Source organism: Pseudomonas sp. BP11-1-1 (assembly GCF_052112105.1).
Taxonomy (GTDB): domain Bacteria; phylum Pseudomonadota; class Gammaproteobacteria; order Pseudomonadales; family Pseudomonadaceae; genus Aquipseudomonas; species Aquipseudomonas alvandae.
The window spans coordinates 306,475-330,853 of record NZ_JAUTYU010000005.1 but is presented as its reverse complement, the minus strand read 5'-3'; the positions used below and the strand labels follow the sequence as shown (position 1 = coordinate 330,853).

At 61.9% G+C, this 24,379-nt stretch carries 17 protein-coding genes; 16 read left to right on the top strand and 1 reads right to left on the bottom strand.

Annotated features, from left to right (window positions below; translation table 11 throughout):
• Positions 1-110: 110 nt before the first annotated feature.
• The 15 genes from Q7C33_RS13850 (at position 111) to Q7C33_RS13780 (ending at position 22,435) form a co-directional block, all read left to right on the top strand.
• Positions 111-557: a DUF411 domain-containing protein gene (locus Q7C33_RS13850; protein WP_198796972.1), complete on the top strand. Its 447-nt coding sequence runs from the start codon at positions 111-113 to the stop codon at positions 555-557.
• Positions 557-991 (top strand): YqaA family protein, encoded by a 435-nt coding sequence (locus tag Q7C33_RS13845; RefSeq protein WP_258650802.1) that lies wholly within the window; start codon positions 557-559, stop codon positions 989-991. The genes Q7C33_RS13850 and Q7C33_RS13845 overlap by 1 nt, the downstream gene beginning before the upstream one ends.
• An 86-nt stretch (positions 992-1,077) precedes the next feature.
• Positions 1,078-2,109 carry an alpha/beta fold hydrolase gene (locus Q7C33_RS13840; protein ID WP_030142741.1) on the top strand — a complete coding sequence of 344 codons (1,032 nt, stop codon included), beginning with the start codon at positions 1,078-1,080 and terminating at the stop codon, positions 2,107-2,109.
• Positions 2,110-2,120: 11 nt separating this feature from the next.
• Positions 2,121-3,083 (top strand): D-2-hydroxyacid dehydrogenase family protein, encoded by a 963-nt coding sequence (locus tag Q7C33_RS13835; RefSeq protein ID WP_407683561.1) that lies wholly within the window; start codon positions 2,121-2,123, stop codon positions 3,081-3,083.
• A gap of 618 nt (positions 3,084-3,701) precedes the next feature.
• Positions 3,702-5,273, top strand: coding sequence for a glycogen synthase GlgA (gene glgA / locus Q7C33_RS13830; protein ID WP_407683560.1), 1,572 nt, complete (start codon positions 3,702-3,704; stop codon positions 5,271-5,273).
• 8 nt (positions 5,274-5,281) lie between these two features.
• A complete protein-coding gene (gene treZ, locus Q7C33_RS13825) occupies positions 5,282-7,084 on the top strand; it encodes a malto-oligosyltrehalose trehalohydrolase (RefSeq protein ID WP_407683559.1) in 1,803 nt (600 codons plus the stop codon).
• Complete coding sequence (gene malQ, locus Q7C33_RS13820) at positions 7,081-9,159, top strand: 4-alpha-glucanotransferase (protein ID WP_030142745.1); 2,079 nt, start codon at positions 7,081-7,083, stop codon at positions 9,157-9,159. The genes treZ and malQ overlap by 4 nt, the downstream gene beginning before the upstream one ends.
• Positions 9,156-11,942: a malto-oligosyltrehalose synthase gene (locus Q7C33_RS13815; RefSeq protein WP_407683558.1), complete on the top strand. Its 2,787-nt coding sequence runs from the start codon at positions 9,156-9,158 to the stop codon at positions 11,940-11,942. Before malQ ends, Q7C33_RS13815 begins: the two co-directional genes overlap by 4 nt.
• Positions 11,943-11,962: 20 nt before the next feature.
• Entirely contained in the window at positions 11,963-12,316 is a 354-nt protein-coding gene (locus Q7C33_RS13810; protein ID WP_030142747.1) for a DUF2934 domain-containing protein, read from the top strand.
• A gap of 149 nt (positions 12,317-12,465) precedes the next feature.
• Positions 12,466-14,625, top strand: a complete 2,160-nt coding sequence (gene glgX / locus Q7C33_RS13805; protein ID WP_030142748.1) for a glycogen debranching protein GlgX — start codon at positions 12,466-12,468, stop codon at positions 14,623-14,625.
• Between the two features lie 259 nt (positions 14,626-14,884).
• A complete protein-coding gene (locus Q7C33_RS13800) occupies positions 14,885-15,649 on the top strand; it encodes a PIG-L deacetylase family protein (protein ID WP_334597508.1) in 765 nt (254 codons plus the stop codon).
• 422 nt (positions 15,650-16,071) lie between these two features.
• Positions 16,072-16,872: an endonuclease/exonuclease/phosphatase family protein gene (locus tag Q7C33_RS13795; RefSeq protein WP_030142750.1), complete on the top strand. Its 801-nt coding sequence runs from the start codon at positions 16,072-16,074 to the stop codon at positions 16,870-16,872.
• Positions 16,873-17,040: 168 nt separating this feature from the next.
• A complete protein-coding gene (locus Q7C33_RS13790) occupies positions 17,041-19,461 on the top strand; it encodes an autotransporter family protein (protein ID WP_407683557.1) in 2,421 nt (806 codons plus the stop codon).
• 290 nt (positions 19,462-19,751) lie between these two features.
• Positions 19,752-20,654: an autotransporter domain-containing protein gene (locus tag Q7C33_RS13785; protein ID WP_030142752.1), complete on the top strand. Its 903-nt coding sequence runs from the start codon at positions 19,752-19,754 to the stop codon at positions 20,652-20,654.
• Positions 20,655-20,809: 155 nt separating this feature from the next.
• On the top strand, positions 20,810-22,435 hold the full coding sequence (locus Q7C33_RS13780) for an NADP-dependent glyceraldehyde-3-phosphate dehydrogenase (RefSeq protein WP_407683556.1): 1,626 nt from the start codon (positions 20,810-20,812) through the stop codon (positions 22,433-22,435).
• Between the two features lie 14 nt (positions 22,436-22,449).
• Here the strand turns inward: Q7C33_RS13780 and Q7C33_RS13775 are convergent, their stop codons facing one another.
• Positions 22,450-23,343 (bottom strand): DMT family transporter, encoded by an 894-nt coding sequence (locus Q7C33_RS13775; RefSeq protein ID WP_258650790.1) that lies wholly within the window; start codon positions 23,341-23,343, stop codon positions 22,450-22,452.
• A 133-nt stretch (positions 23,344-23,476) separates the two neighbouring features.
• Here Q7C33_RS13775 and Q7C33_RS13770 point away from each other — a divergent pair, with 133 nt between their 5' ends.
• Positions 23,477-23,914 carry an Lrp/AsnC family transcriptional regulator gene (locus Q7C33_RS13770; protein WP_030142755.1) on the top strand — a complete coding sequence of 146 codons (438 nt, stop codon included), beginning with the start codon at positions 23,477-23,479 and terminating at the stop codon, positions 23,912-23,914.
• Positions 23,915-24,379: the final 465 nt, after the last annotated feature.

The window sequence follows — 24,379 nt, the reverse complement described above, 5'->3', positions numbered from 1 at the left end:
CTGTTCCGTCTCCAACCTGACAATTCTGTAATCCGTCCCTCAGCCTACCGTCAGGCGCTCGCCGCTAGTCTGTTATCCTTCCAAACTTCGTCGCCAAGAGACCGTTCCCCATGGCCAATCCCCTGCACCTGCTCGCCCTGAGCGCCGTTTTTATCTCCACCCTGGCCCAGGCCGCCGAACCCGTCACCATCGACGTGCACCGCGACGCCAATTGCGGCTGCTGCAAGAAATGGATCTCCCATCTGCAAGCCAACGGTTTCAAGGTCAACGACCATGTCGAGGCCGACATGAGTTCGGTCAAGCAGCGCCTGGGCGTGGCGCCGAACCTGCGCTCCTGCCACACCGCCGAGATCAACGGCAAATTCGTCGAGGGCCACGTGCCGGCCGATCAGGTGCTGGCGATGAGCAAGCGCGATGACTTGCTGGGCGTGGCCGCGCCGGGCATGCCGATGGGCTCGCCGGGCATGGAAATGGATGGCATGGGCGATGCCTATCAAGTGATCGGGCAGAAGAAGGACGGCACGCAAACCGTCGTGGCGGATTATCCAGCCCACTGATGGCTGGCGTTTATGTCGGGCTTTTCCTGACCGCGTTTGGCGCAGCGACCCTGCTGCCGCTGCAATCGGAAGCGCTGTTGGTCGGCCTGGTGCTCAGCGAGCGTCAAGCAGCCTGGCTGCTGATGGGGATCGCGACCTTGGGCAATGTCCTGGGTTCGCTGATGAACTGGTGGCTGGGGACCCGCCTCGAACAGTTCAAGGATCGCCGCTGGTTTCCCGTCAGCCCTTCCCACCTGGACAAGGCGCGTCGGCATTATCAACGCTACGGGTACTGGTCCCTGTTGCTCAGTTGGCTGCCGATCATTGGTGATCCCCTGACACTGGTGGCGGGCGTGATGGGTGAGCCATGGCGACGCTTCCTGTTGATCGTCACCCTCGCCAAGGGCCTGCGTTATGGCGTGCTCGTGCTCGCGACCCTGGGCTGGATGGGTTGAACGTTCCAGCGGTTCGGTTGCCTGTGATTAATGTCGCCATAATCGAGCCGTTCCAGGATCGGCCGGTTGCCTCAAGGAGATTGATCATGCCGCGTTTGACCACCCGCTGGCTGCCCAGCCTGTTCTTGCTCGCTGCCCTGCCGATGTTCGCCCAGGCCGAGACGCCCCCCGAAGGCCCCGCCTATGGGCCGCAGCTCGAAGGTTTCGAGTATCCCTACACGCTCAAGCATTTTTCCCTCCAGTCCCAAGGCAAACCGTTGCAGATGGGCTATATGGACGTGCCTGCCCAAGGCAAGGCCAACGGGCGCAGCGTCGTGCTGATGCATGGCAAGAACTTCTGCGCCGCCACCTGGGGCGACTCGATCAAGGCCCTCAGCGAGGCCGGTTACCGGGTCATCGCCCCGGACCAGATCGGCTTCTGCACCTCCAGCAAACCGGACCATTATCAGTACAGTTTCCAGCAGTTGGCGACCAACACCAACACCCTGCTCAAGGCGCTTGGCGTGCAGAAGGCGATCGTTGTCGGCCACTCCACCGGCGGCATGCTCGCCACCCGCTACGCCTTGCAGTTCCCCGACCAGGTCGAGCGCCTGGCGATGGTCAACCCGATCGGCCTTGAAGACTGGAAAGCCCTCGGCGTGCCCTACCGCACCGTGGACCAATGGTATGAACGCGAGTTGAAACTCAACGCCGAGGGCATTCGCACCTACGAACGCAACACCTACTACGGCGGACGCTGGAAGCCGGAGTTCGACCGTTGGGTAGACATGCTCGCTGGGCTCAACAAGGGACCGGGGCACACGCAAGTCGCCTGGAACTCGGCGCTGATCTACGACATGATCTTCACCCAGCCGGTCTATTACGAATTCAAGAACCTCAAGGCGCCAACGCTGCTGCTGATCGGCACATCCGACACCACGGCAATCGGCAGTGACATTGCCCCGCCGGCCGTAAAAGCCAAGCTTGGCCACTACGAGGTGCTCGGCAAGCAGGTCGCGCAATTGATCCCTCGGTCAACGCTGGTGGAGTTCCCCAACTTGGGGCACGCGCCCCAGATGGAAGAGCCGGATCGGTTCCACAAGGCCCTGCTCGGCTGGCTGGACAAACCCATTCCCTGACGAGGTGTTCCATGGCGGTGCAAATAGCGGTCATCGATGATTGGCAAGGCGTGGCGCAAGACGTGGTGGACTGGTCGCCACTGGACAGCATTGGCCAGGTAACTTTTCTCCACGATTACCCCGCCGATCAAGACACTCTCGTCTCGCGCCTGCAAGGCTTCGATGTCATTTGTGTGATGCGCGAACGGACCCGTTTCGATGAAGCACTGCTGCGTCGCCTGCCCAACCTCAAGCTGTTGCTGACCGGCGGTATGCGCAACGCTGCGCTCGATCTCAAGGCTGCCACGGCGTTGGGAATCCAGGTCTGCGGGACCGACAGCTACAAGCACGCCGCGCCCGAACTGACCTGGGCGCTGGTCATGGCCCTGACGCGCAACCTGGTCCCGGAAGCCAACGCGTTGCGTGCCGGGCTGTGGCAGCAGGGCCTGGGCGGCGATCTGCATGGCAAGACCCTGGCGATCCTTGGCCTCGGCAGCATCGGCACGCGCGTGGCGCAGTTCGGCCAGGTGTTCGGCATGCGGGTAATCGCCTGGAGTGAGAACCTGACCGCCGAACGAGCCGCCGCGGCCGGCGCGACCTATGTCGACAAACAGGCGCTGTTCGAGCAGGCCGATATTCTTTCGATCCACTTGGTGCTCAGCGACCGCACCCGCGGTCTGGTGGATGCCCAGGCGCTGGGCTGGATGAAGCCTGAGGCGCTGCTGGTCAATACCGCTCGCGGGCCGATCGTCGATGAAGCTGCGCTGGTCGAGGCACTTGAGCACAAGCGCCTGGCCGGTGCGGCCCTGGACGTCTTCGCCGAGGAACCGCTGCCATCCGGTCACCCGTTTCGGACCCTGGACAATGTTCTGGCGACACCCCACGTGGGTTATGTCAGCCGACAGAATTACCAGCAGTTCTATGGCCAGATGATCGAGGATTTGCAGGCCTGGGCAGCCGGCAAGCCGATTCGGGTGTTGACCCCCACAATCTGAAAATCCGCTAGTACCCTGTGGGAGCGAGCTTGCTCGCGATAGCGGTGGACCAGTCGCACAATCATGACCTGACACACCGCTATCGCGAGCAAGCTCGCTCCCACAAGGGGGCATGCAAGCGCTCGTCCTGAAAGCCATCAAAACGCCTCCATGCCGCCCGCCCCTTAATGGTGCGCAGCGCCGCTGAACCGCGCACGCGATTGAACCATCGCCCTTCCATACACCCCGACTGTTTCAAACAAGCTGCATTTCGTCGGCTCGAATTCCCCTACGTCGTGTAAGACATTGCCGACAGTTCGCGTGATTGTCCGACAATTCGACGAAGCGAACCGCACCGCTCTAGCTTCTGACCTAGACTGCCGAACCGAGGGGAAAACCGACCGGTCATCCGGAGGAAAAAAAGTCGAAACTTTTCGCAACGGCGACAGGTCAGGTTAGAGGAAGGGCAACAACGGCTGGAGCATTCCTTGCAACGGCCCCCTCACCTGATTCGCTTCGCCGCATTGGGCAGCGCTTTGCTCTCCTTGCGTAGCGCTCGTGCGCCTGGCCGCAGGATTCGGCCAATGAAACAACAGCTCTGGCGCTTGCCGGAAACAGATCGAGAAATAGGAGTTATTTATGATCAGTGCTGCCTTGGAACCACAGCAAGTCCGTTCTCAACTACCGCCGGCGGCCGAATCGCCGACGGCACCGGTGTTGGCCACCGGAGGCAAGGCACTGCTACCTGTCGTTCGACAGAATCCCAATCGCAAGAAAATCCTGTTCGTGACGTCGGAAATCGCCGACCTGGTCAAGACCGGCGGCCTGGGTGACGTCTCCTCCGCCCTGCCCCGCGCCATGGCCGGTCTGCACGACGTGCGGATATTGATCCCCGGCTACCCGCAAGTCATGAACAGCGGCAATCCTATCCATATCATCGGCGAACTGGGTGGCCACGCAGCGCTTCCTCCTTGCAAGATCGGTCGCATGGACATGGCCGACGGCTTGGTGATCTACGTACTGATCTGTCCCGAACTCTACGCTCGCGAAGGTTCTCCTTACGGCGCCAACAACGGTCGCGACTGGCCTGACAACCACATCCGCTTCGCCCGCCTGGGCCTGGCCGCCGCCGACATCGCCGCCAACCTGGCGCAGATCCACTGGTGCCCCGACCTGGTCCACGCCCATGATTGGCCAGCAGGGCTCGCGCCGGCCTATATGCACTGGCGCGGCCAACGCACCCCGACCCTGTTCACCATCCACAACCTGGCGTACCAGGGCGTGGTCAGCCTCGCGTCCTGTCCTGAATTGGGTATCCCGGAACATGCTCTGCAACAGGAGGGCATGGAGTTCTACGGCAAGCTGTCGTTCCTCAAGGCCGGCATGGCCTATTCCAGCCACATCACCACCGTCAGCGCCACCTACGCCCAGGAAATCACTACCCCGGCGTTCGGCTGCGGCCTCGACGGGTTCCTTGCTTCCAAGACTCAACAAGGCCTGCTCAGCGGCATCCCCAACGGCATCGATGAAAGCTGGGATTCGGCCACCGACTCCCACTTGCTGCGCCAGTTTTCCATAGGCGATTGGGATGGCAAGGCCGCCAACGCCGCTCATGTGCGCGATCTGTTCGGCCTGGAGGATTCCACCGGCCCGCTGTTTGCCGTGGTGTCGCGCCTGGTCTATCAGAAAGGCCTGGACCTGACCGAGGCCGTGGCCGAGTTCATCGTCGAGTCCGGTGGGCAGATCGCGATCATCGGTCGTGGCGAGCCGGAAGAAGAACAGGCCATGCGCGAACTGGCGCTGCGCTTCCCCGGGCGCATCGGCGTGCGTATCGGCTTCAACGAGACCGACGCGCGGCGGATGTTCGCCGGCAGCGATTTCCTGCTGATGCCTTCGCGCTACGAGCCCTGCGGCCTGAGCCAGATGTACGCCCAACGCTTCGGCTCGCTGCCCGTTGCACGCAACACCGGCGGGTTGGCGGACACCATCGAGGACGGCATCACTGGTTTCCTGTTCGATGAGTCGACCGTGGACAGCTACAAACAGGCCTTGAGCCGCGCGTTCAAGGTCTTCGAATTCCCCGAACTGCTCAATGCCATGCGCTGCCGCGCGATGTCGGCGCCCTTCAACTGGAGCAAGGCCGTAGAACCCTACGCCGAACTCTATGAACAACTGGTCGCTAAATCATTGGGAAAATCGGCTAGACAATGAGGTAACCGATGCCGTCAAGGATGCCTGAAACCCGGACCCACGGCGCGGTCTTGCTTGATCCAGAGCACACCCGTTTCGCCCTGTGGGCCCCTGATGCGTTTTACGTCAGTGTCGAACTCGACACTGGAGATTCCATACCGATGCTGCCCCAGGCCAATGGCTGGTTCATGATCCAGGCCCGTTGCCCCGCCGGCACTCGCTACCGCTACAACATCGACGGGGAACTGGAAGTGCCTGACCCGGCTTCCCGGTCCCAGGACGGTGATATCGACCGCCACAGCGTGGTGGTCGACCCCCACGCTTATCAATGGCGCCACACCAGTTGGTGCGGTCGCCCCTGGTACGATGCCGTCATCTACGAACTGCACGTCGGCACCCTCGGCGGTTTCGAAGGCGTCGAGCAACAACTCGCTCGCCTGGCCGGGCTTGGCGTGACGGCCATCGAACTGATGCCGCTGGCGCAGTTTCCCGGCGATCGCAATTGGGGCTACGACGGTGTACTGCCCTACGCCCCGCAAGCCTCCTACGGCACGCCGGACCAGCTCAAGCACCTGATCGACAGCGCCCACGGCCATGGGTTGGCCGTCATCCTCGACGTGGTCTACAACCACTTTGGCCCCGACGGCAATTATCTGCATCGCTACGCCAAGGGGTTCTTTCGCGAAGACAAGCACACGCCCTGGGGCGCGGCGATCGATTTCCGGCGCCGCGAGGTCCGCGACTTCTTCATCGACAACGCGCTGATGTGGCTGCTGGAATACCGTTTCGACGGCCTGCGCCTGGACGCCGTGCACGCCATCGAGGACCCCGATTTCCTGCAGGAACTGGCCGCCCAGGTGCGTCAGCAGGTGGACCCGACGCGGCATGTCTGGTTGACCGTCGAGAACGAACACAACCAGGCCAGCCTGCTGGAACAGGGCTATGACGCCCAATGGAACGATGACGGGCATAACGCCCTGCACGTACTGCTCACGGGCGAGACCGACGCCTACTACGCCGACTACGCCGAGCAACCGACGGAAAAACTCGCGCGCTGCCTGAGCCAGGGCTTCGTGTTCCAGGGCCATACCAACCGCCATGGCGAATCCCGTGGGGAACCCAGTGGCCACCTGCCGCCGAGCGCGTTCGTGCTGTTCCTGCAGAACCACGACCAGATCGGCAACCGTGCCCTCGGTGAGCGCTTGCATCAACTGGCCGCGCCACAGGCCCTGCAAGCGGCGACGGCGTTGTTGCTGCTGTCGCCGATGATTCCGTTGATGTTCATGGGCGATGAAGTCGTCGCCGAACAGCCTTTCCTGTTCTTCACCAGCCACCACGGCGAGCTGGCAGAGCTGGTGCGCGAAGGCCGACGCAACGAGTTCAAGGCTTTCAGCGCCTTTGCCGATCCCGAGAAGCGTGCGCGAATCCCTGATCCGAATGCGGCCAGCACCTTCGAGGCCTCTCGACCAACCCTTGAAGCACACCAGCCGGAGCAACTGGCCTGCGAAGCGCTTTATCGCCAATTGCTGAAAATTCGCCGTGAGCAAATCGTCCCGCGCCTGCCCGCTGCCCATGCCTTGGGTGCCGAGGTGCTGGGTCATGGCGCGGTGAGCGCACGCTGGCAACTGGGCGACGGCAGTGTGCTGCGTATCGACCTGAACCTCAGTGACCAAGCCGTCGAACACAGCGCACCTCACGAGGCACAGATTCTTTTCGAACATCCACCGCAGGCCATGGGTCTGTTGCAACAGGGGGTTCTCACACCCCATAGCGCGCTGGTCAGTCTGACGCAAGCGGCCACCTTGCCCACAATTACTGGAGAGCGCCTATGAGCGATGCGCAACTGGAAATCCTCGCCGGCCGAGCGGGCCTGGCGGTGGACTGGATCGATGCCAATGGCCGAGCCCAGAAAGTATCACCGGCCGTGTTGCGCTCGGTCCTGACCGGCCTGGGTCATCCCGCTGGCAGCGCCCAGGAAATCGATGCCAGCCTGCTGCAGTTGCAGGAAGATCAACAGAACCATCGCCTGCCCCCGCTGATCACGGCGGATGTCGGGGTCAATGTCGATTTGAGCCGCTATTTCGAGCCCGGCACGCCTTGCGAAATCCAGCTTGAGGACGGCGCGACACTGAATTCGAAACTCGATGCCGCCGCTGCCCTGCCGGGGATCGTGCCGGTGGGTTACCAACATGTCAGCATCCAGGGCCAGCACTTCACCTTGGCCGTGGCCCCGGCTCGCTGCTACAGCGTGGCGGATGCGGTCGATGACCCGACGCCACGGGCCTGGGGCCTGAGTGCCCAGCTGTATTCGCTGCGCCGCCCGGGTGATGGTGGCTTCGGCGACACCCAGGCCTTGGAAGAGTTGGCGCGGGTGGCCGGCGAACGGGGTGCCGACGCGCTGGCCATCAGCCCGATGCACGCCATGTTCAGCAGCGACACCGGACGCTACAGCCCCTATTCACCGTCCAGCCGACTGTTCCTCAACAGCCTGTACGCCGCGCCGGGCACCATCCTGGGCGAACGTGCACTGCGCACGGCCATCGACGCCACGGGCCTGGCCAACCAGCTGCAAAATCTTGAGCAACAGCCACTGATCGATTGGCCGGTGGCCGCCGAGGCCAAGCAACGGATTCTTCGTGCGCTATACGACGGTTTCAGCCAGGGCGAGCATCCGCTGCACGAGGATTTCAGCAGCTTTCGCCACAGCAGTGGCGAAGCCCTGGAAAACCATTGCCGCTTCGAAGCCCTGCAGGCCGAGCGCGCCGCCCGGGGCGAAAGCCTCGACTGGCGCCAATGGCCGGCAGAATGGCGCGATCCGCGCAGCGCCGCGATCGCCCGTTTCGCCGAAGAAAACGCCGATGAAATCGGCTTCTACGCCTTCTGCCAATGGTTGATTGCCCGCTGCCTGGAACGCGCCCAGAGCGCGGCCAAATCCAGCGGCATGGGCGTCGGCCTGATCGCCGACCTGGCAGTGGGCGCCGACGGTGGCGGCAGCCAGGCCTGGAGCCGGCAAGATGAATTGCTCGCGTCGCTCACCGTCGGCGCACCGCCCGATATCCTCAATCGCTCGGGCCAGGGCTGGGGCATTTCGGCCTTCTCCCCCGAAGGGCTGGTACGCAATGGTTTCCGCGCGTTCATCGAGATGTTGCGGGCCAATTTTGCTCACGCGGGTGGCTTGCGCATCGACCACATCATGGGCCTGCAACGGTTGTGGGTGATCCCCAACGACGCGCCCCCCACCGACGGCGCCTACCTCTATTACCCCATCGATGACCTGCTGCGCCTGTTGGCCCTGGAGTCCCATCGTCACCAGGCCATCGTGCTGGGCGAGGACCTTGGCACCGTGCCCGACGGCCTGCGGGACAAGCTCATCGCTCGCTCCATCCTGGGCATGCGCGTGCTGTTGTTCGAACAGGACAACACCCACTTCAAGCCCATCCTCGACTGGCCGGACAACGCCCTGGCGACGACCAGCACCCATGACCTGCCCACACTCAATGGCTGGTGGCACGGCCATGACATCGATTGGAACGCCCGGCTGGACTTGATCGATTCCCACACCGAGATGGATTGGCGCCGGCACCGCGAGCGTGAACGCGACGGGCTGCGCAACGCGCTGAACCAGGATCCGCAGAATTTTCGCGAGGAACATCGCGAAACCGACCAGGTGCTGGACGCCAGCGTGCGTTTCCTCGGGCATACCCGTGCGCCACTGGTGCTGCTGCCACTCGAAGATGCCCTGGGCGTCGAAGAACAGGCCAACCTGCCCGGCACCACCGACACCCACCCCAACTGGCGGCGGCGCCTGGCTTTGGACAGCCGGGCGCTGCTGGACGACCCGGACGCCGCGCGGCGTCTGGAAATACTCGCCTGCGCGAGACTTCAGGCGAACGAGCGTGACCGATGAACCAGACATTGATTCAACCGCTGCGGGCGACCTTGCGCCTGCAATTTCATAAAGGCTTCACCCTGGACGATGCCATCGCCCAGGTGCCGTACTTCGCTTCCCTGGGCATCAGCCATCTCTATGCTTCGCCGCTGCTCAAAGCCCGCGCCGGGTCCATGCACGGGTACGACGTGGTCGATCCGACCCAGGTCAACCCGGAACTCGGTGGCGAGGCTGCGCTCAGGCGCCTGGTGGCCACCTTGCGCGAGCATCGGATGGGCCTGATCCTCGACATCGTGTCCAATCACATGGCCGTTGGCGGCAATGACAACCCTTGGTGGCTCGACCTGCTGGAATGGGGGCGCCTGAGCCCTTATGGCGAATTCTTCGACATCCAGTGGCATTCACCCGACCCGCTGATGGAAGGCCAGTTGCTGTTGCCTTTCCTGGGCAGTGATTATGGCGTGGCCTTGCAGGAAGGCACCCTGAAACTGCGCTTCGACGCCGGTCAAGGCAGCTTCTTCGTCGAGCACTATGAACACCGCTTTCCCATTTGCCCGATGCAGTACGGCGAGCTGCTCAAACCCTCGGACAATCTGCCGCCGGAACAGGTCGACTCGCTCAGGGCGCTGGCCGAGCGTTTCACCACGCTGAACTACCAGACCGACGCCCATTCCCTGGCCCAGCCCCTGCAACAGGAACTGCGAGACCTGGCTTCCCAGCCGGGTATCCTTGGCGCGATCGAAGACAACCTGCGCGGTTATGATTCGTTGGAGCCCGACGGCTTCGAACGCCTGCATCAGCTACTGGAACGCCAAAGCTACCGCCTCGCCAGTTGGCGCACGGCGGCGGATGACATCAACTGGCGGCGCTTTTTCGATGTCAACGAACTGGGTGGCCTGCGAGTCGAACGCCCGGCGGTTTTCGAGGCGACCCATGCGAAGATCTTCGAGCTGATCGCCGATGGCTTGGTCGACGGCCTGCGGATCGACCACATCGACGGCCTGGCCGACCCTCGCGGTTACTGCCGCAAACTGCGCCGTCGCGTCGACTCGCTTTCGCCCTCGCGGCACCTGCCGATTTTCGTCGAGAAGATCCTCGGCGATGACGAAACGCTGCGCCGCGACTGGAAGGTCGACGGCAGCACCGGCTATGAGTTCATGAACCAGATTTCGCTGCTGCAGCATGACCCGGCCGGTGCCGAGCGCCTCGCCGAATTCTGGAGCCGACACAGCGAACGGCCCGCGCACTTCATCGAAGAAGCCCGCCTGGCCCGCCAGCAGATTCTCAACGGTTCCCTGGCCGGGGATTTCGAGAGCGTCGCCCAGGCCTTGCTGCAAGTGGCCCGGGACGACGTAATGACCCGCGACCTGACCCTCGGCGCGATTCGCCGGGCGTTGCAGGAATTGATCGTGCATTTCCCGGTGTATCGCACCTATATCAGCCCCTTGGGTCGCTCCGCCGAGGACGAGGTATTTTTCCAGAAGGCCCTTGAAGGCGCCCGGCAAACCCTCAGCGAAGCCGACTGGCCCGTACTCGATTGCCTGGCCAACTGGCTCGGCGGCATGCCTTGGCGCCAACGCCCGAGGGGGAGCCAGCGTAAACGCCTGCGGCATGCCTGCGTGCGCTTCCAGCAACTGACCTCGCCAGCCGCCGCCAAGGCGGTCGAGGACACCGCGCTCTATCGCTCGGCGGCGCTGCTGTCACGCAACGACGTGGGCTACAACACCGAGCGGTTCAGCGCGCCGACGCAAGAATTTCACGATGCTTGCATCGAGCGGCTGAAACATTTCCCCGACAACCTGATCACCACCGCCACCCACGACCACAAGCGCGGCGAGGACACCCGTGCCCGGCTGGCGGTGATCAGCGAACGTCCCGACTGGTACACCACGTGCGTGGAGCAATGGCGCATCCTCTCGCCGTCGCTGCACAGCGACCCCGCGGCGCCGTCGGCCGGCGATGAAATGATCCTCTACCAGGCGCTGCTCGGCAGTTGGCCCCTGGACCTCGACCTGCAGGATCAGAAAGCCCTGGGCGACTACGCCGAACGCCTGTGGCAGTGGCAACGCAAGGCGTTACGCGAGGCCAAGCTGCAAAGCAGTTGGGCGGCGGTCAACGATGCCTACGAGCAAGCCACCCAGATGTTCCTTGAACGGCTATTGCTGTGCGATGAAGGCCTGCCGTTGCGTTGCGCCATCGCCGAAGCCGTCCAGGTCATTGCTCCGGCAGGCGCCCTCAACAGTCTGGCGCAAACTTTGCTGCGCATGACCGTGCCCGGCGTGCCGGACCTGTACCAGGGCAACGAGTTCTGGGATTTCAGCCTGGTGGATCCCGATAACCGTCGCCCGGTGGATTTCACGGCCCGCCGCGAGGCGATGCAGGCCGACAGTTCACCCGTGGCGCTGCTGCGCGACTGGCGTGACGGTCGGATCAAGCAGGCGCTGATCGCGCGCACGCTGGCCCTGCGGTCCGAGTACTCGCAACTGTTCCGCCAGGGCAGCTACCAGCCGCTGTCGGTGCTAGGCGAACACGCCGGGCGAATACTGGCCTTCATGCGCGAGCACAAGCAGCAACGGGCAATCGTGGTGGTACCGATTCACACGGCCAGCCTGCTGGAAAACAGTGCCCTGCCCCAGGTCACTGCATCGGACTGGGGCGATACCCGCGTGTCGTTACCGTTTGCCGCCGAGGACGAAAAACTGAAGGGACTTTTTGCAAGCGCAACAGTCACACCCCAAAGGGAGCTGATGGTCAGCGCCGCGCTGGGGGATTTCCCGGTCAATGTCTTTATCCAATCTTGAGTCAAGTCAGGAGCACTGCGATGAGTACCGACGATAAACGCATTCGTGAATTTGCCTACCAGATCTGGGAGTCCGAGGGTAAGCCCGCCGGGCAGGAAAAGCGTCACTGGGAGATGGCGCGCAAACTGGCGGAAGCCGAAGCCCTGGCACCGAGCAAACCGCCCAAGGCTGCGAGCAAGACCGCCGCCAGCAAAACGGATGGCGCCAAGCCCGCCGCGGCCAAGAGCCCCGCTGCCAAGGCCGCCACGAAAAGCACGACGCCCAAGGCCAAACCTGCTGCGAAACCTTCCGCAGCAACCGCTGCGGTGGTCCCGCCTGCTGACAAGGCCCCAGCGAAAAAGCCACGAGCGGCGCGCAAACCACCAGCGGTCTGATCCTCCGAACTCATCGTTTTCAATCCTGTCCTTCTTTCAACGAAGGGGCTCGCCTGTGGCCTGGGGATTCGTCTCCTCGCCACAAGCATCGGGCACCACCCTGCCCCACGTGCACCGCATTACCGAATCTGTCTTTTGCAGGAGCAACTATGACCCGTCCAAAGAAAACCACGCCGCCGCCCGTTATCGAGGCCTCGCGGATTCGTGAAGGGCTGCCGTTTCCGCTCGGCGCGACCTGGGATGGCCTGGGGGTCAATTTCGCGTTGTTCTCAGCCAACGCCACAAAGGTCGAACTGTGTATTTTCGACGACGCCGGCGAAGTCGAGCTCGAGCGTATCGAACTGCCGGAATACACCGATGAGATCTACCACGGGTATCTGCCAGACGCGCATCCCGGGCTTATCTACGGTTATCGGGTCTATGGCCCTTATGACCCAGAGAATGGCCATCGCTTCAATCCCAACAAGTTGCTGATCGACCCCTATGCCAAACAATTGGTTGGCGAGCTGAAGTGGTCTGAAGCGCTGTTCGGCTACACCATCGGCCACCCGGACGGCGACCTCAGTTTCGATGAGCGCGACAGCGCCCCGTTCGTGCCCAAGTGCAAGGTCATCGACCCGGCCCATACCTGGGGCCATGATCACCGGGTCACCGTGCCTTGGGACAAGACCATCCTGTATGAAACCCACGTGCGCGGCTTCACCATGCGCCACCCTTCGGTGCCGGAGAACTTGCGAGGCACGTTCGCCGGCCTGATGGTCGACGATGTGCTCGAACACATTCGCAAGCTGGGCGTTTCCTCGGTGGAGCTGTTGCCCATCCACGCCTTCGTCAACGACCAGCACCTGCTGCACAAAGGCATGACCAACTATTGGGGCTACAACAGCATTGCCTTCTTTGCCCCGGACCCACGTTACCTGGCCAGCGGCAAGATCGCCGAGTTCAAGGAGCTGGTCGCGCACATGCACGAGGCCAACCTCGAAGTCATTCTCGACGTGGTCTACAACCACACCGCCGAGGGCAATGAACAGGGCCCGACCCTGTCCATGCGCGGCATCGACAATGCCTCGTACTACCGGCTGATGCCCGACGACAAACGCTACTACATCAACGACTCCGGCACCGGCAACACGCTGGACCTGAGCCACCCCTGCGTGTTGCAGATGGTCACCGACTCCCTGCGCTATTGGGCCACGGAAATGCATGTAGACGGTTTCCGCTTCGACCTGGCGACCATCCTCGGCCGTTACCACGACGGCTTCGACGAGCGCCACAGTTTCCTCGTTGCCTGTCGACAGGACCCCGTGCTGCGCCAGGTGAAAATGATCGCCGAGCCTTGGGATTGCGGTCCTGGCGGCTATCAGGTCGGACGTTTCCCGCCGGGCTGGGTCGAGTGGAACGACAAATTCCGCGACACCGTGCGCGCCTTCTGGAAAGGCGACGACGGCCAACTTGCCGACTTCGCCAGCCGCATGACTGCTTCGGGCGAGATGTTCAACCAGCGTGGGCGCCGGCCATACGCCTCGGTGAACTTCGTGACCGCCCACGATGGTTTCACGTTGCATGACCTGGTGTCCTACAACGATAAACACAACGAAGCCAACGACGAGAACAATCAGGACGGCAGCAACAACAACCTGTCCTGGAACCACGGCGTGGAGGGTCCGACGGACGATCCGCAGATCAACGCCCTGCGCCATCGGCAGATGCGCAATTTCTTCTCGACCTTGCTGCTGGCCCAAGGCACACCGATGATCGTCGCCGGGGACGAATTTGCCCGCACCCAGCATGGCAACAACAACGCTTACTGCCAGGACAGCGAGATCGGCTGGGTCAACTGGGACCTTAGCCAGGATGGCGAGGCGCTGCTCAAGTTCGTCAAGCGCTTGATCAAGCTGCGCCTGACCTATCCGATCCTGCGGCGCGGACGCTTTCTCGTGGGCAACTACAACGAGGACATCGGCGTCAAGGACGTCACCTGGCTGGCCCCGGATGGCAGCGAGATGACCATCGAGCAATGGCAGGACAGCCACGGTCGCTGCCTGGGCATGCTGATGGACGGACGCGCCCAGGAAACCGGCATCCGCCGCAAAGGGGGCGACGCCACGTTGCTGCTGGTGGTCAATGCGCACCATGACATCGTCAATTTCCGCCTGCCTGAGGTACCTGAAGGCAGTTTCTGGACCTGCATGGTGGACACCAACCAACCCTTGGTGCGCGGCCAGGAGCGCTTTGAATTTGATTGCGAATATTCAGTGACCGGACGTTCGTTATTGTTGTTCGAATTGCAACGCGAAGAAGAGGACTAAGCGCAGGCGATACACGGCGACAAGACGGCGGAAACCGCAAGGACGCGATTTCTGTCGCAATGCAGCGCAGTTCGAACGCAAAAAATGCAGTTCAGATACACATTCCGACGCGACGAATCCGTCAGCATGGTCAATACTTTCCCTGCGCGAAGCTCCAGGACTCGGATCAGCGCAAATCACAGTCAGGCCCTTACGGGCAACAATGGGCGGCCGGCCCACTGTGTGACTGCACGATTGAACACGACAAGGACGTACTCCGATGAAACCAGCCTCTCACTCGCAAGGCCGGCAGCACCCGCAGATATGGAACAGCTCGCCGCAACTGGCCGACATTCCCATCATCAGTACCCAGACCTTGATCCCATCAGGCGCCCGCGCGGTCATCCTGGCTCCGCACCCCGGCGATGAGGTCGGTGCCTGCGGTGGCCTGCTCCAATTGCTGAGCAACCTGGGCCAATCCATGCTGTTGATCTCGGTCACCGACGGCCTCCCAAGCCCTCCCGGCTCGCCATTATGGTCCGATGAAAGACTGCGCACATTTCGCCCGCATCCCCAGGAAAGCGTGGATGCCCTGCACCGCCTGGGCGTACCGTCCCACGGGCTGCAGTGGGTGCGCGGCGGTTTTCCAGAGAAAGGCCTGGCCGAACATGAAGCGCAACTGAGCGCATTCATCCGTCATCACCTGCGACCCGGCGACGTGGTATTCAGCACCTGGCGCATGGATGGCGACAGCGACCACGAGACGGTCGGCCGCGCCGGAGCCCAGGCCGCCGACAATATCGGCGCGGCCTTCAATGAGCTGCCCGTATGGGCCTGGCATTGGCCCGTCCGCGAGCAGAACAAGATTCCTTGGCACCGAGCGCGCAAGTTACGCCTGGACGTCTGGACCACCGCACGCAAACGTCACGCCATGCATGCCTACACCAGCCAACTGAACGGCGAGCCCGCCAACGGCATCGCACCGCTCGTGCCGCGGGTCATCCTCGACCGCATGGGCATGCCCTATGAAATCGTCTTCATCTGAACCCTGGAACCTGTGGGAGCGAGCTTGCTCGCGATAGCGGTAGTTCAGTCGAATGAGAGGCTGGCTGGGCTATCGCGATCGTCGGAACGACGCCTGGAGCAAGCTCGCTCCCACCTCAATGCTGTTCACTTAAGAAAAATGATGGACCCGTGGCGAGGGAGCTTGCTCCCGCTCGGCTGCGAAGCAGTCGTAAACCGGCGGGTGCGGTGTGTCTGATACGCCGCAATTGGCAGGTTTTGGGGCCGCTTCGCCGCCCAGCGGGAGCAAGCTCCCTCGCCACTGGTTTGTCTATTGCCTTAAGTGAACAGCATTGCGCTCCCACCTGGTTGTTGTCGTTCACAAAGCCATGCCCATCAAGAATTCCGGAACTGCCGCAGCCGCCGTCAGTCGCATGAACAGAGACGTCTGATTCAGGAGTGAACGTGACTCGCGATCCCGACTGGCGGGCCGAAGAATCAGTACCGCTGGGAGCGCCCGCGGCGATTCATCGACTGCGTGTTCTGACGGTGAATACACACAAGGGCTTCACTGCCCTGAACCGCCGCTTCATCTTGCCCGAGCTGCGCGAAGCAGTGCGCAGCACAGGCGCTGACCTGGTGTTCCTGCAGGAGGTGCTGGGCGAACACGATCGTCATGCCACGCGTTATGACAATTGGCCCCAGACATCCCAATACGAATTCCTGGCCGACAGCATGTGGAGCGACTTTGCCTACGGCCGGAACGCCGTATACCCCGATGGCCATCACGGCAATGCGTTGCTTTCCAAGTACCCGATCCGCCAGTTCCGCAACCTCGACGTGTCGATCACAGGCCCCGAGCGGCGTGGGCTGCTGCATTGTGTGCTGGACGTACCGGGCCACGCCGAAGTCCACGGCATCTGCGTGCACCTGAGCCTGCTGGAGAGTCATCGCCAATTGCAGCTCAAGTTGCTCTGCAAGCTCCTCGACTCCCTGCCGGAAGACGCTCCGGTCATCATCGCTGGCGATTTCAACGACTGGCAATTGCGCGGCAACGTCACCCTCGCCCGTCGCCAATACCTGCATGAGGCCTTCGAACAGCACCACGGGCGCCCCGCCCGGACCTACCCGGCCCGATTCCCCCTGCTGCGCCTGGACCGGATATACCTGCGCAACGCCACCAGCCACGCCCCGCAAATACTTGGCAACAAACCTTGGACGCACCTGAGCGATCATCTTCCATTGTCGGTGGAAGTCCATCTGTAGCGGCCAGGCCTGAGCGCATCCACCTGTAAGATCTGACAGTAGCGACCCTCTTCATTCGTTGTTAGCGTGCTTTGCATACAGCGAGCGTTGCCGGGTCCTGTGTGCCATCTGTCGTGCAACCCATGCTGAAACCGGCATGCCATGGATGCCCATGCAGAGGGATAGCACATGAGTCGGCGCGATCGGCATTTCAATCGCTTGTTGAATGTCTTGTGGGTGGCAGCTCCGCTCCTGCTGCCCGTCTCATCCACCATGGCGGCTTGCACGCTGGTACCCACGGCAGGCGACGACACCTATGTTTGCGACAGCGCACCCGCCGCCGTGGGCCTGACTGACCTGTCGGGAAACAACGACCTGACCGTCTCAGGCAGCGGCCTTATCCAGGGCGACGTTACCTTCGACGCCGGAAACGACCGTGTTCTGATCAATGCCAACGGCGTGATCGACGGTGACGTCGAGCAAGGTTCAGAAGAAGACGCGTTCGAAATGAACGGCGGCCGAATTCTGTCCCTGTCACAGGGCGATGGCATTGACAGGTTCCTGATGACGGGCGGCACTATCGTCGACGCCTTCGAAGACGGCGACGTTGCCAAGATGACCGGTGGCACCATCGGGCGAGTGAACATGAAGCTGGATGACAACGTCTTTGACATGTCGGGCGGGAATATCATTGGCAATCTGGTGACGGGGTTTGGTCAGGACACCATCATCGTGTCGGGAGGACGCATCGGGGGCAACATCAGTGTCAGCGATGGCAACGACAGCATCAGCGTGAGCGGTGGTGAGATCGTGGGTGAAGTTCGCACCAGCCTTGGCAATGACCGATTGGAGTGGAGCGGCGGCCTGATCCACTCGGCCGTTTTGATGGGCGCCGGTAATGACACAGCCTCGTTGCGCACCCTCGATGAGGCAGCGTTGATGGTTACGCCACGGGTAGACGGCGGGTTGGGCCAGGACGCCCTTGCGCTGGAGGGCACCACTTCAAGCATGGGCGCCCGCTATGTCAACTTTGAAACCATCAAGCTTTCCCAGGGCTCGCGCCTGGACCTGGGCGATACGCTTGTTCTGGGCGACAGCACGACGGGCACGGGGGTGGTTGAAATCGACAGCAGCAGCGTGCTGACAGCGACTCAAGGCATCATCGCGCCGTTCTCTGCTGGGCAGATGACCACACTCGACAACGCCGGGACAATTGATCTTGCCAGCGGTAACACCCGCACCAACGATACCCTCACCGTGCAAGGCAATTACGCAGGCAACGGCGGTCAGTTGCGCCTGCAAACAGTGCTAGGGGCCGATGACTCACCGAGCGACAAACTGATCGTCAACGGTGGCACGCTCACCGGCAGCACGGCCATTACCATCACGAACCTGGGGGGCGCCGGAGCCGTGACTGCCCAGGACGGCATCGAGCTCGTCCGGGCACAGGGTGGTGCCGTCAGCGACAGCAGTGCCTTCTCCTTGGCGCAATCAGTCTCGGCGGGGGCGTTCGATTACCGCCTGTTCAAGGGTGGCATGACCGGCAACGCCAACAATTGGTACCTGCGCTCAACGGTAGTGGCCGGCCCGGTGGCCGCGCCCAGCCCAACGCTGCCGCCCTTGCCAGTCGCCGTACCAGGCGCCGCGCCGATTCCGCTGTATCGCCCGGAAGTACCGACCTGGTCGGTATTGCCTCCGGCGGCGGCGCAACTGACCCTGATGGCCCTGGGCACGTTCCACGATCGCCAGGGCGATCAACGTCTGCTGACGGAAACTGGCACGTTTGGCGCAGGTTGGGGCAGAGCCTATGGAAAGGACCTCGACCAGACCTGGGCAGGCACGGTGACACCGCGCTTCGACGGCTCCATCAAGGGCTTTCAGGTGGGTAATGACTTATACGCTGCGCCGACCTCCGACGGCCAGACCCAGCGCATCGGCTTCTTTGTCGGGCATACGGAGTTGAACGGCAACGTCGACGGCTTCAACCTCGGCTTCAAAGGTCGACGCGCCGGCAAGGTCGAACTCGACGGCGACAGCTACGGGCTCTACTGGACGTTGATCGATCCATCCGGCGGCTATCTCGATGCGGTGGTGATGGGCACTCGCTTGAATGGCGATAACCGCTCCGAACGCGGGCTAAAAATCGATAATCGCGGGCATGCCTTGACCCTGTCGGCGGAGTCTGGCTATCCGTTTGCGGTTTCACGTGACTGGGTCCTTGAGCCCCAGGCCCAGATCATTCATCAGAAAATCACCCTGGGCACGCAGGACGACGGGATTTCCAAGGTCAAGTTCGATTCCGACAGCACCTGGACCGCACGCCTCGGCGCGCGACTCAAAGGCTCTTATCGAGTCAGCGACATGCCCGTCGAACCTTATCTGCGGGCGAACATCTGGCACACCTTTTCAGGCACCGATACGGTAACTTTCGACGGTGCCCAACGCATCGAGACCGAACAGCGGGCCTCCACGGCGGATCTGGGCGTTGGCGTTATCGTTAGCCTGGCAACCTCGGTCAGTGCCTATGCGGGTGTGGACTACAGCAACAATCTGGACAGCAACCAACAACGCAGCGTGGCTGGGAATGTTGGTGTGCGGATTAGTTGGTGAGGCGAAACGACGAGGATTTGACGCCCAGAATAGGTCGATTTTATAACCGTAAAATCATTGGGTTAGCGCTAGGTGATTTCACTCTGCCATTTGTCGGCCAATTTCTTGACGTGACCGCAACGGTCCTCTTGACTACAACGTACTACCCCCGGAACACAGTCAGGGGCAGGCCTCTGGAACCCGCCATCGCGGGCCGCCAGAGGTTTGCCTCATCCCATTCGGTCGCCCCTCATTCGGGGTAGGAGAGACGCCCTAAGCGAGAAATGCATGCGATTGCAAGGCAGACCCCCATGAAAACGTCCCCCCGCCCACAGGAATTCAAAACCACCTTCTGCACCGTCTCGACTTCCTTGTTGCTGTGCTCGTCGATGCAAGTACAGGCCGAACTGGAAGATCCCCTCACAGCCCCCTGGTATGGCCGGACGCCCACCGGCAGCCAGGCGAGCAATGACCCCGTCCCTGGCAAAAGCCCCGCGCTGTTCACCTTGCGAAACGTCAGCGGCCACACCCAACGCATGGGTCTGATCAGTGGCCAGAGCCAGCTCACAGCCAATAGCAGCGGGATGCTCGTGCCCCCTGCGCTGGCCGAGCCGGGCCAGGATTCCCTGAGTCTGAAGGGTGAAAACCTTGGCGCTTATTGGAGCCTGACCGGACCCGCCGGCTGGCACGTCGACCTGAGCGCAAGCGGTGGACGGGTCAATGGCTTCAGCCTGAATGAACAGGGCCTGCGCCAAGCCACCGAGGGCAGTGCCGTCACACTGTCGGTTGAAGGTGGATTTCCCATCGGCATCAGTGACAACTGGGTGGTCGAGCCCCAGGCACAGTTGATCAATCAACGCGTCAGCCTGGATACGCCCTCCAGTGAAAAGAGTGACAGCAATGAATTGAGCACCTGGAGCGGTCGCGTCGGCGCCCGGCTCAAAGGCAACTATCAAGTCAACGGCCTGGGCGTCGAGCCCTACGTGCGCACGAACCTCTGGCACACGGTCCAGAGCGCCGGCACCCTGACCCTGGACAAGGTCGACAAGATCAGCAGCAGCCGCAAATCTTCCACCGTTGAAGTGGGCTTGGGCCTGGTCGCCCGGGTGACGCCGGTGGTAAGCCTGTATGTCAGCGCCGACTACAGCAGTGACGTCGATGACAACGACCTCAACGGCGTCATCGCCAGCCTGGGCGTGCGGATGCGTTGGTAAACGTCCGCCTTTCTCTTCGATGCATTCCCTGCGAGGGAGCAGGCAGCCCGGCCGCCCGCCCCTTGCCGCTTCGAAAACACCTCCATTAAGGCGTATAACGCTAAAAGCGCTGCAGACTGTCAGCCCATGGCTCATTTCATTGATGGAGTAACGATATGACCACAGCCAACCTACTTTCCGATCTATTCCCCAGCGCCACCGATATTCCGCCGGCCTACCGTCTCGGTGACCCGGTCGAACAACGGGAATACCTGGTCGACGGCGTACTGAGAACCTGGCAAGGTCCCCTGGCCACCGTGCGCAGCCCGGTTTACCTGGCAAGCCCCGGTGGCGATGAGCAGGTCATCCTCGGCAGCACACCGCTGCTGGATGCCGAGACAGCACTCACCGCGCTCGACGCCGCCGTCCGGGCCTATGATCGCGGCCAAGGCACATGGCAGACGATGCGCGTCGCCGAACGCATCCGTCATGTCGAAAGCTTCCTGGCGCGCATGCGCGAACAACGTGAAGCCGTGGTCAAGCTACTGATGTGGGAGATCGGCAAGAACCTGAAGGACTCCCAGAAAGAATTCGACCGCACCTGCGACTACATCGTCGACACCATCAATGCCCTCAAGGAACTGGACCGTCGCTCCAGCCGCTTCGAACTGGAACAGGACACTCTTGGACAGATCCGACGCGTCCCCCTGGGCGTTGCCCTGTGCATGGGCCCTTACAACTATCCACTGAACGAAACCTTTACCACGCTGATTCCCGCGCTGATCATGGGCAACACCGTGGTATTCAAGCCGGCCAAGCTTGGCGTGCTGCTGATCCGTCCGTTGCTGGAAGCCTTCCGCGACAGCTTTCCGGCCGGGGTCATCAATGTGATCTACGGCAGTGGGCGAGAAACCGTCAGCGCGCTGATGGCCAGTGGCAAGATCGACATCTTCGCGTTCATCGGCACCAACAAAGCCGCCAGCGACCTCAAGAAACTTCATCCGCGCCCACATCGCCTGCGTGCCGCCCTTGGGCTGGATGCAAAAAATCCCGGCCTGGTGCTGCGTGATGTCGACCTGGATAACGCCGTCAGCGAGGCGCTGACCGGTTCGCTGTCATTCAACGGCCAACGCTGCACGGCACTGAAGATTCTGTTTGTTCACGAAGATGTCGCCCCGGCGTTCATCGAGAAATTCAATGCCAAGCTCGCCGCCTTGAAACCCGGGATGCCTTGGGAAGATGGCGTGGCCCTGACACCGTTACCGGAAGCCGGCAAGGTCGATTACTTGCATTCGCTGGTGGCCGATGCGATCGCCAAAGGCGCGGGTGTCATGAACCAGCACGGCGGAGAATCCAGGGCTTCGTTCTTCTATCCGGCCGTGCTCTACCCGGTGAACACGGCGATGCGGGTCTATCACGAAGAACAGTTCGGCCCGGTGGTGCCCATCGTGCCGTACCGCGACCTCAACACCGTGGTCGACTACGTACTGGAGTCGGACTTCGGCCAGCAACTGAGCATCTTCGGCACCAACCCGGCCGAAGTCGGCAAGCTGGTGGACACCTTTGCCAACCAGGTCGGGCGCATCAACATCAACGCCCAGTGCCAGCGCGGCCCCGACACCTTCCCGTTCAATGGCCGGAAAAACTCCGCCGAAGGCACGTTGTCAGTGCACGATGCCCTGCGCACCTTTTCGATCCGCACATTGGTGGCGACCAAGTTCCAGGAGAACAACAAGGCATTGATCAGCGACATCATCCGGGAACGGGATTCAAACTTCCTGACCACCGATTACATCTTCTGACGCGCCTCCATTGTTCAGGACAGGGCTGCGCGGCGCCACTTGAGGCCCCAGCCCTGCTGCATGCCGGCAGCCGCCAGCAGGATCGCCGCCACGCCCAGCCATTGCAGCGGTTCGAGACGATGGCCGAAGGCGAACCAGTCGACGAAGATCGCCGCGATCGGGTAGATAAAGGACAGCGCGCCCGTCACGGCAGTCGGCAACCGTTGGATCGCGCTGTACAGCAGCACGTACATCACGCCCGTGTGAATCATGCCCAAGGCCACCAGGCTGGCCCAGGCTTCTGGCTGCTGCGGCAGCGCCGAGAAATTCGCCCATGGCGCCAGCAGCAATACCCCGGTGCTCACCTGGATCAGCGCGATCAGGTGCGGTGGCGTGCCCGTCAAGCGCTTGATGATCAGCGCCGCGATGGCGTACAACAGTGCCGCCCCAAGCGCCAAGGCAATACCCACCAGATAATTCCCGCCCCCCTGCCCTTGTTCGCCATGGGCGCTGACGATCGCCAGCATCCCGAGAAACGAAACCGCCAGCCAGAACAGTTTCTGCGCCGTGATTTTCTCCCCCAGGAACAACGCCGCCAGCCCCACCAACATGAATGGCTGGACGTTGTACACCGCCGTACCGATAGCAATCGAAGCGCGGGAATAGGACGCGAACAACAAGACCCAGTTACCGACGATTGCCACGCCGCTGAGCACCGCCAGCAGGAAAGTCGTGCGTGTCAGAATGTCCCGGCGCAAGAAGCCAAGGCCCGCGCAAATCAACAGCAGCGTGCCGGCGCCAAACACGCAACGCCAGAACACCACATCCAGCACAGGCTGGCCCGAGACCAGCACGAACCAGCCTATGGTTCCGGAAATCAGCATGGCGGCGGTCATTTCGAGCGAACCGCGGCGTAAGGTCTTGTCCATCTTCGGGCTCCTTCGTCAAGTGAGCACAGTATGCCCATCCACCGGGCCGCTTCTCCATGGCTTGGAAAAGGCTAAACTGGCTTTCCACCTTTTTTATCAAGGCAGCTTCACGTATTTGCCTAACGGAGCCGAAATGACTGACGACATCGATCAAATCCTCATCAGCGCCTTGATGGAAGACTCCCGGCGTTCGCTCAAGGCCTTGGCGAACCTGAGCGGCCTGTCGTCCCCCAGCGTAGCCGAGCGCCTGCGACGACTCGAAGAACGTGGCGTGCTCAGGGGCTACACGGTTGAGGTCGATCCGAAGTGTTTTGGTTATCAGCTACAGGCCATCGTGCGGATTCGTCCGCTGGCGGGGCAGTTGCAGGAGGTGGAGCGACAGATCCAGGCCATCGGTGAATTTACCGAGTGCGACAAGGTGACGGGCGAGGACTGTTTCATCGCACGGCTGCATGTACGATCGATGGAACAGTTGGATGTGTTGCTGGACAAGTTGAATGTGCTTGCGGAGACCAATACGGCAATTGTCAAGAAGACGCCGGTGAAGCGGCGATTGCCGCCGATGGAGTGAGCTTCGTTGGTGGTGGCCGACCTGGTTCCCCTGTGGGAGCGAGCTTGCTCGCGAAGGCGATGTAACAGCCAATGATGATGTTGGATGTACTGGCCTCTTCGCGAGCAAGCTCGCTCCCACAGGGTTCTTTGGTCCATGTCAGTGTTGTGGCTAATGAAAATCCAGTGTGGAGCTTGCTCGGATAGCAGTGGCGCAGCCACAGGTGGCAGATGCCCCAGTTCTTGCTCTGCTTTCGACTTTGATTTTGATCTTGATCTTGATCTTTGCGCCCCGTTAAACCACGCTGGCCGGAGTGAGGGAACACCGAGCCTAAGCGAGGTGCCGAGTGGTGGGGCAAAGCCTTTTTGGTTACTTTTTTGGCGTCTGAAAAAAGTGACCCGCTGTAAGAGCGGAACCGCCAGCAGCCGATACCGAAGAAACGGATATGCACACAAACCACCACACCAAAAAAAACGGCGCCCTCCT

Excerpts from the sequence above, each read along its gene's own strand:
- Q7C33_RS13790 (WP_407683557.1), top strand. The coding sequence starts at position 17,041 with ATGAGTCGGCGCGATCGGCATTTCAATCGCTTGTTGAATGTCTTGTGG.
- Q7C33_RS13770 (WP_030142755.1), top strand. The coding sequence starts at position 23,477 with ATGACTGACGACATCGATCAAATCCTCATCAGCGCCTTGATGGAAGAC.
- Q7C33_RS13775 (WP_258650790.1), bottom strand. The coding sequence starts at position 23,343 with ATGGACAAGACCTTACGCCGCGGTTCGCTCGAAATGACCGCCGCCATG.
- Q7C33_RS13840 (WP_030142741.1), top strand. The coding sequence starts at position 1,078 with ATGCCGCGTTTGACCACCCGCTGGCTGCCCAGCCTGTTCTTGCTCGCT.
- Q7C33_RS13780 (WP_407683556.1), top strand. The coding sequence starts at position 20,810 with ATGACCACAGCCAACCTACTTTCCGATCTATTCCCCAGCGCCACCGAT.
- Q7C33_RS13835 (WP_407683561.1), top strand. The coding sequence starts at position 2,121 with ATGGCGGTGCAAATAGCGGTCATCGATGATTGGCAAGGCGTGGCGCAA.
- malQ (WP_030142745.1), top strand. The coding sequence starts at position 7,081 with ATGAGCGATGCGCAACTGGAAATCCTCGCCGGCCGAGCGGGCCTGGCG.
- treZ (WP_407683559.1), top strand. The coding sequence starts at position 5,282 with ATGCCGTCAAGGATGCCTGAAACCCGGACCCACGGCGCGGTCTTGCTT.
- glgX (WP_030142748.1), top strand. The coding sequence starts at position 12,466 with ATGACCCGTCCAAAGAAAACCACGCCGCCGCCCGTTATCGAGGCCTCG.
- Q7C33_RS13815 (WP_407683558.1), top strand. The coding sequence starts at position 9,156 with ATGAACCAGACATTGATTCAACCGCTGCGGGCGACCTTGCGCCTGCAA.
- Q7C33_RS13785 (WP_030142752.1), top strand. The coding sequence starts at position 19,752 with ATGAAAACGTCCCCCCGCCCACAGGAATTCAAAACCACCTTCTGCACC.
- glgA (WP_407683560.1), top strand. The coding sequence starts at position 3,702 with ATGATCAGTGCTGCCTTGGAACCACAGCAAGTCCGTTCTCAACTACCG.
- Q7C33_RS13850 (WP_198796972.1), top strand. The coding sequence starts at position 111 with ATGGCCAATCCCCTGCACCTGCTCGCCCTGAGCGCCGTTTTTATCTCC.
- Q7C33_RS13800 (WP_334597508.1), top strand. The coding sequence starts at position 14,885 with ATGAAACCAGCCTCTCACTCGCAAGGCCGGCAGCACCCGCAGATATGG.
- Q7C33_RS13845 (WP_258650802.1), top strand. The coding sequence starts at position 557 with ATGGCTGGCGTTTATGTCGGGCTTTTCCTGACCGCGTTTGGCGCAGCG.
- Q7C33_RS13810 (WP_030142747.1), top strand. The coding sequence starts at position 11,963 with ATGAGTACCGACGATAAACGCATTCGTGAATTTGCCTACCAGATCTGG.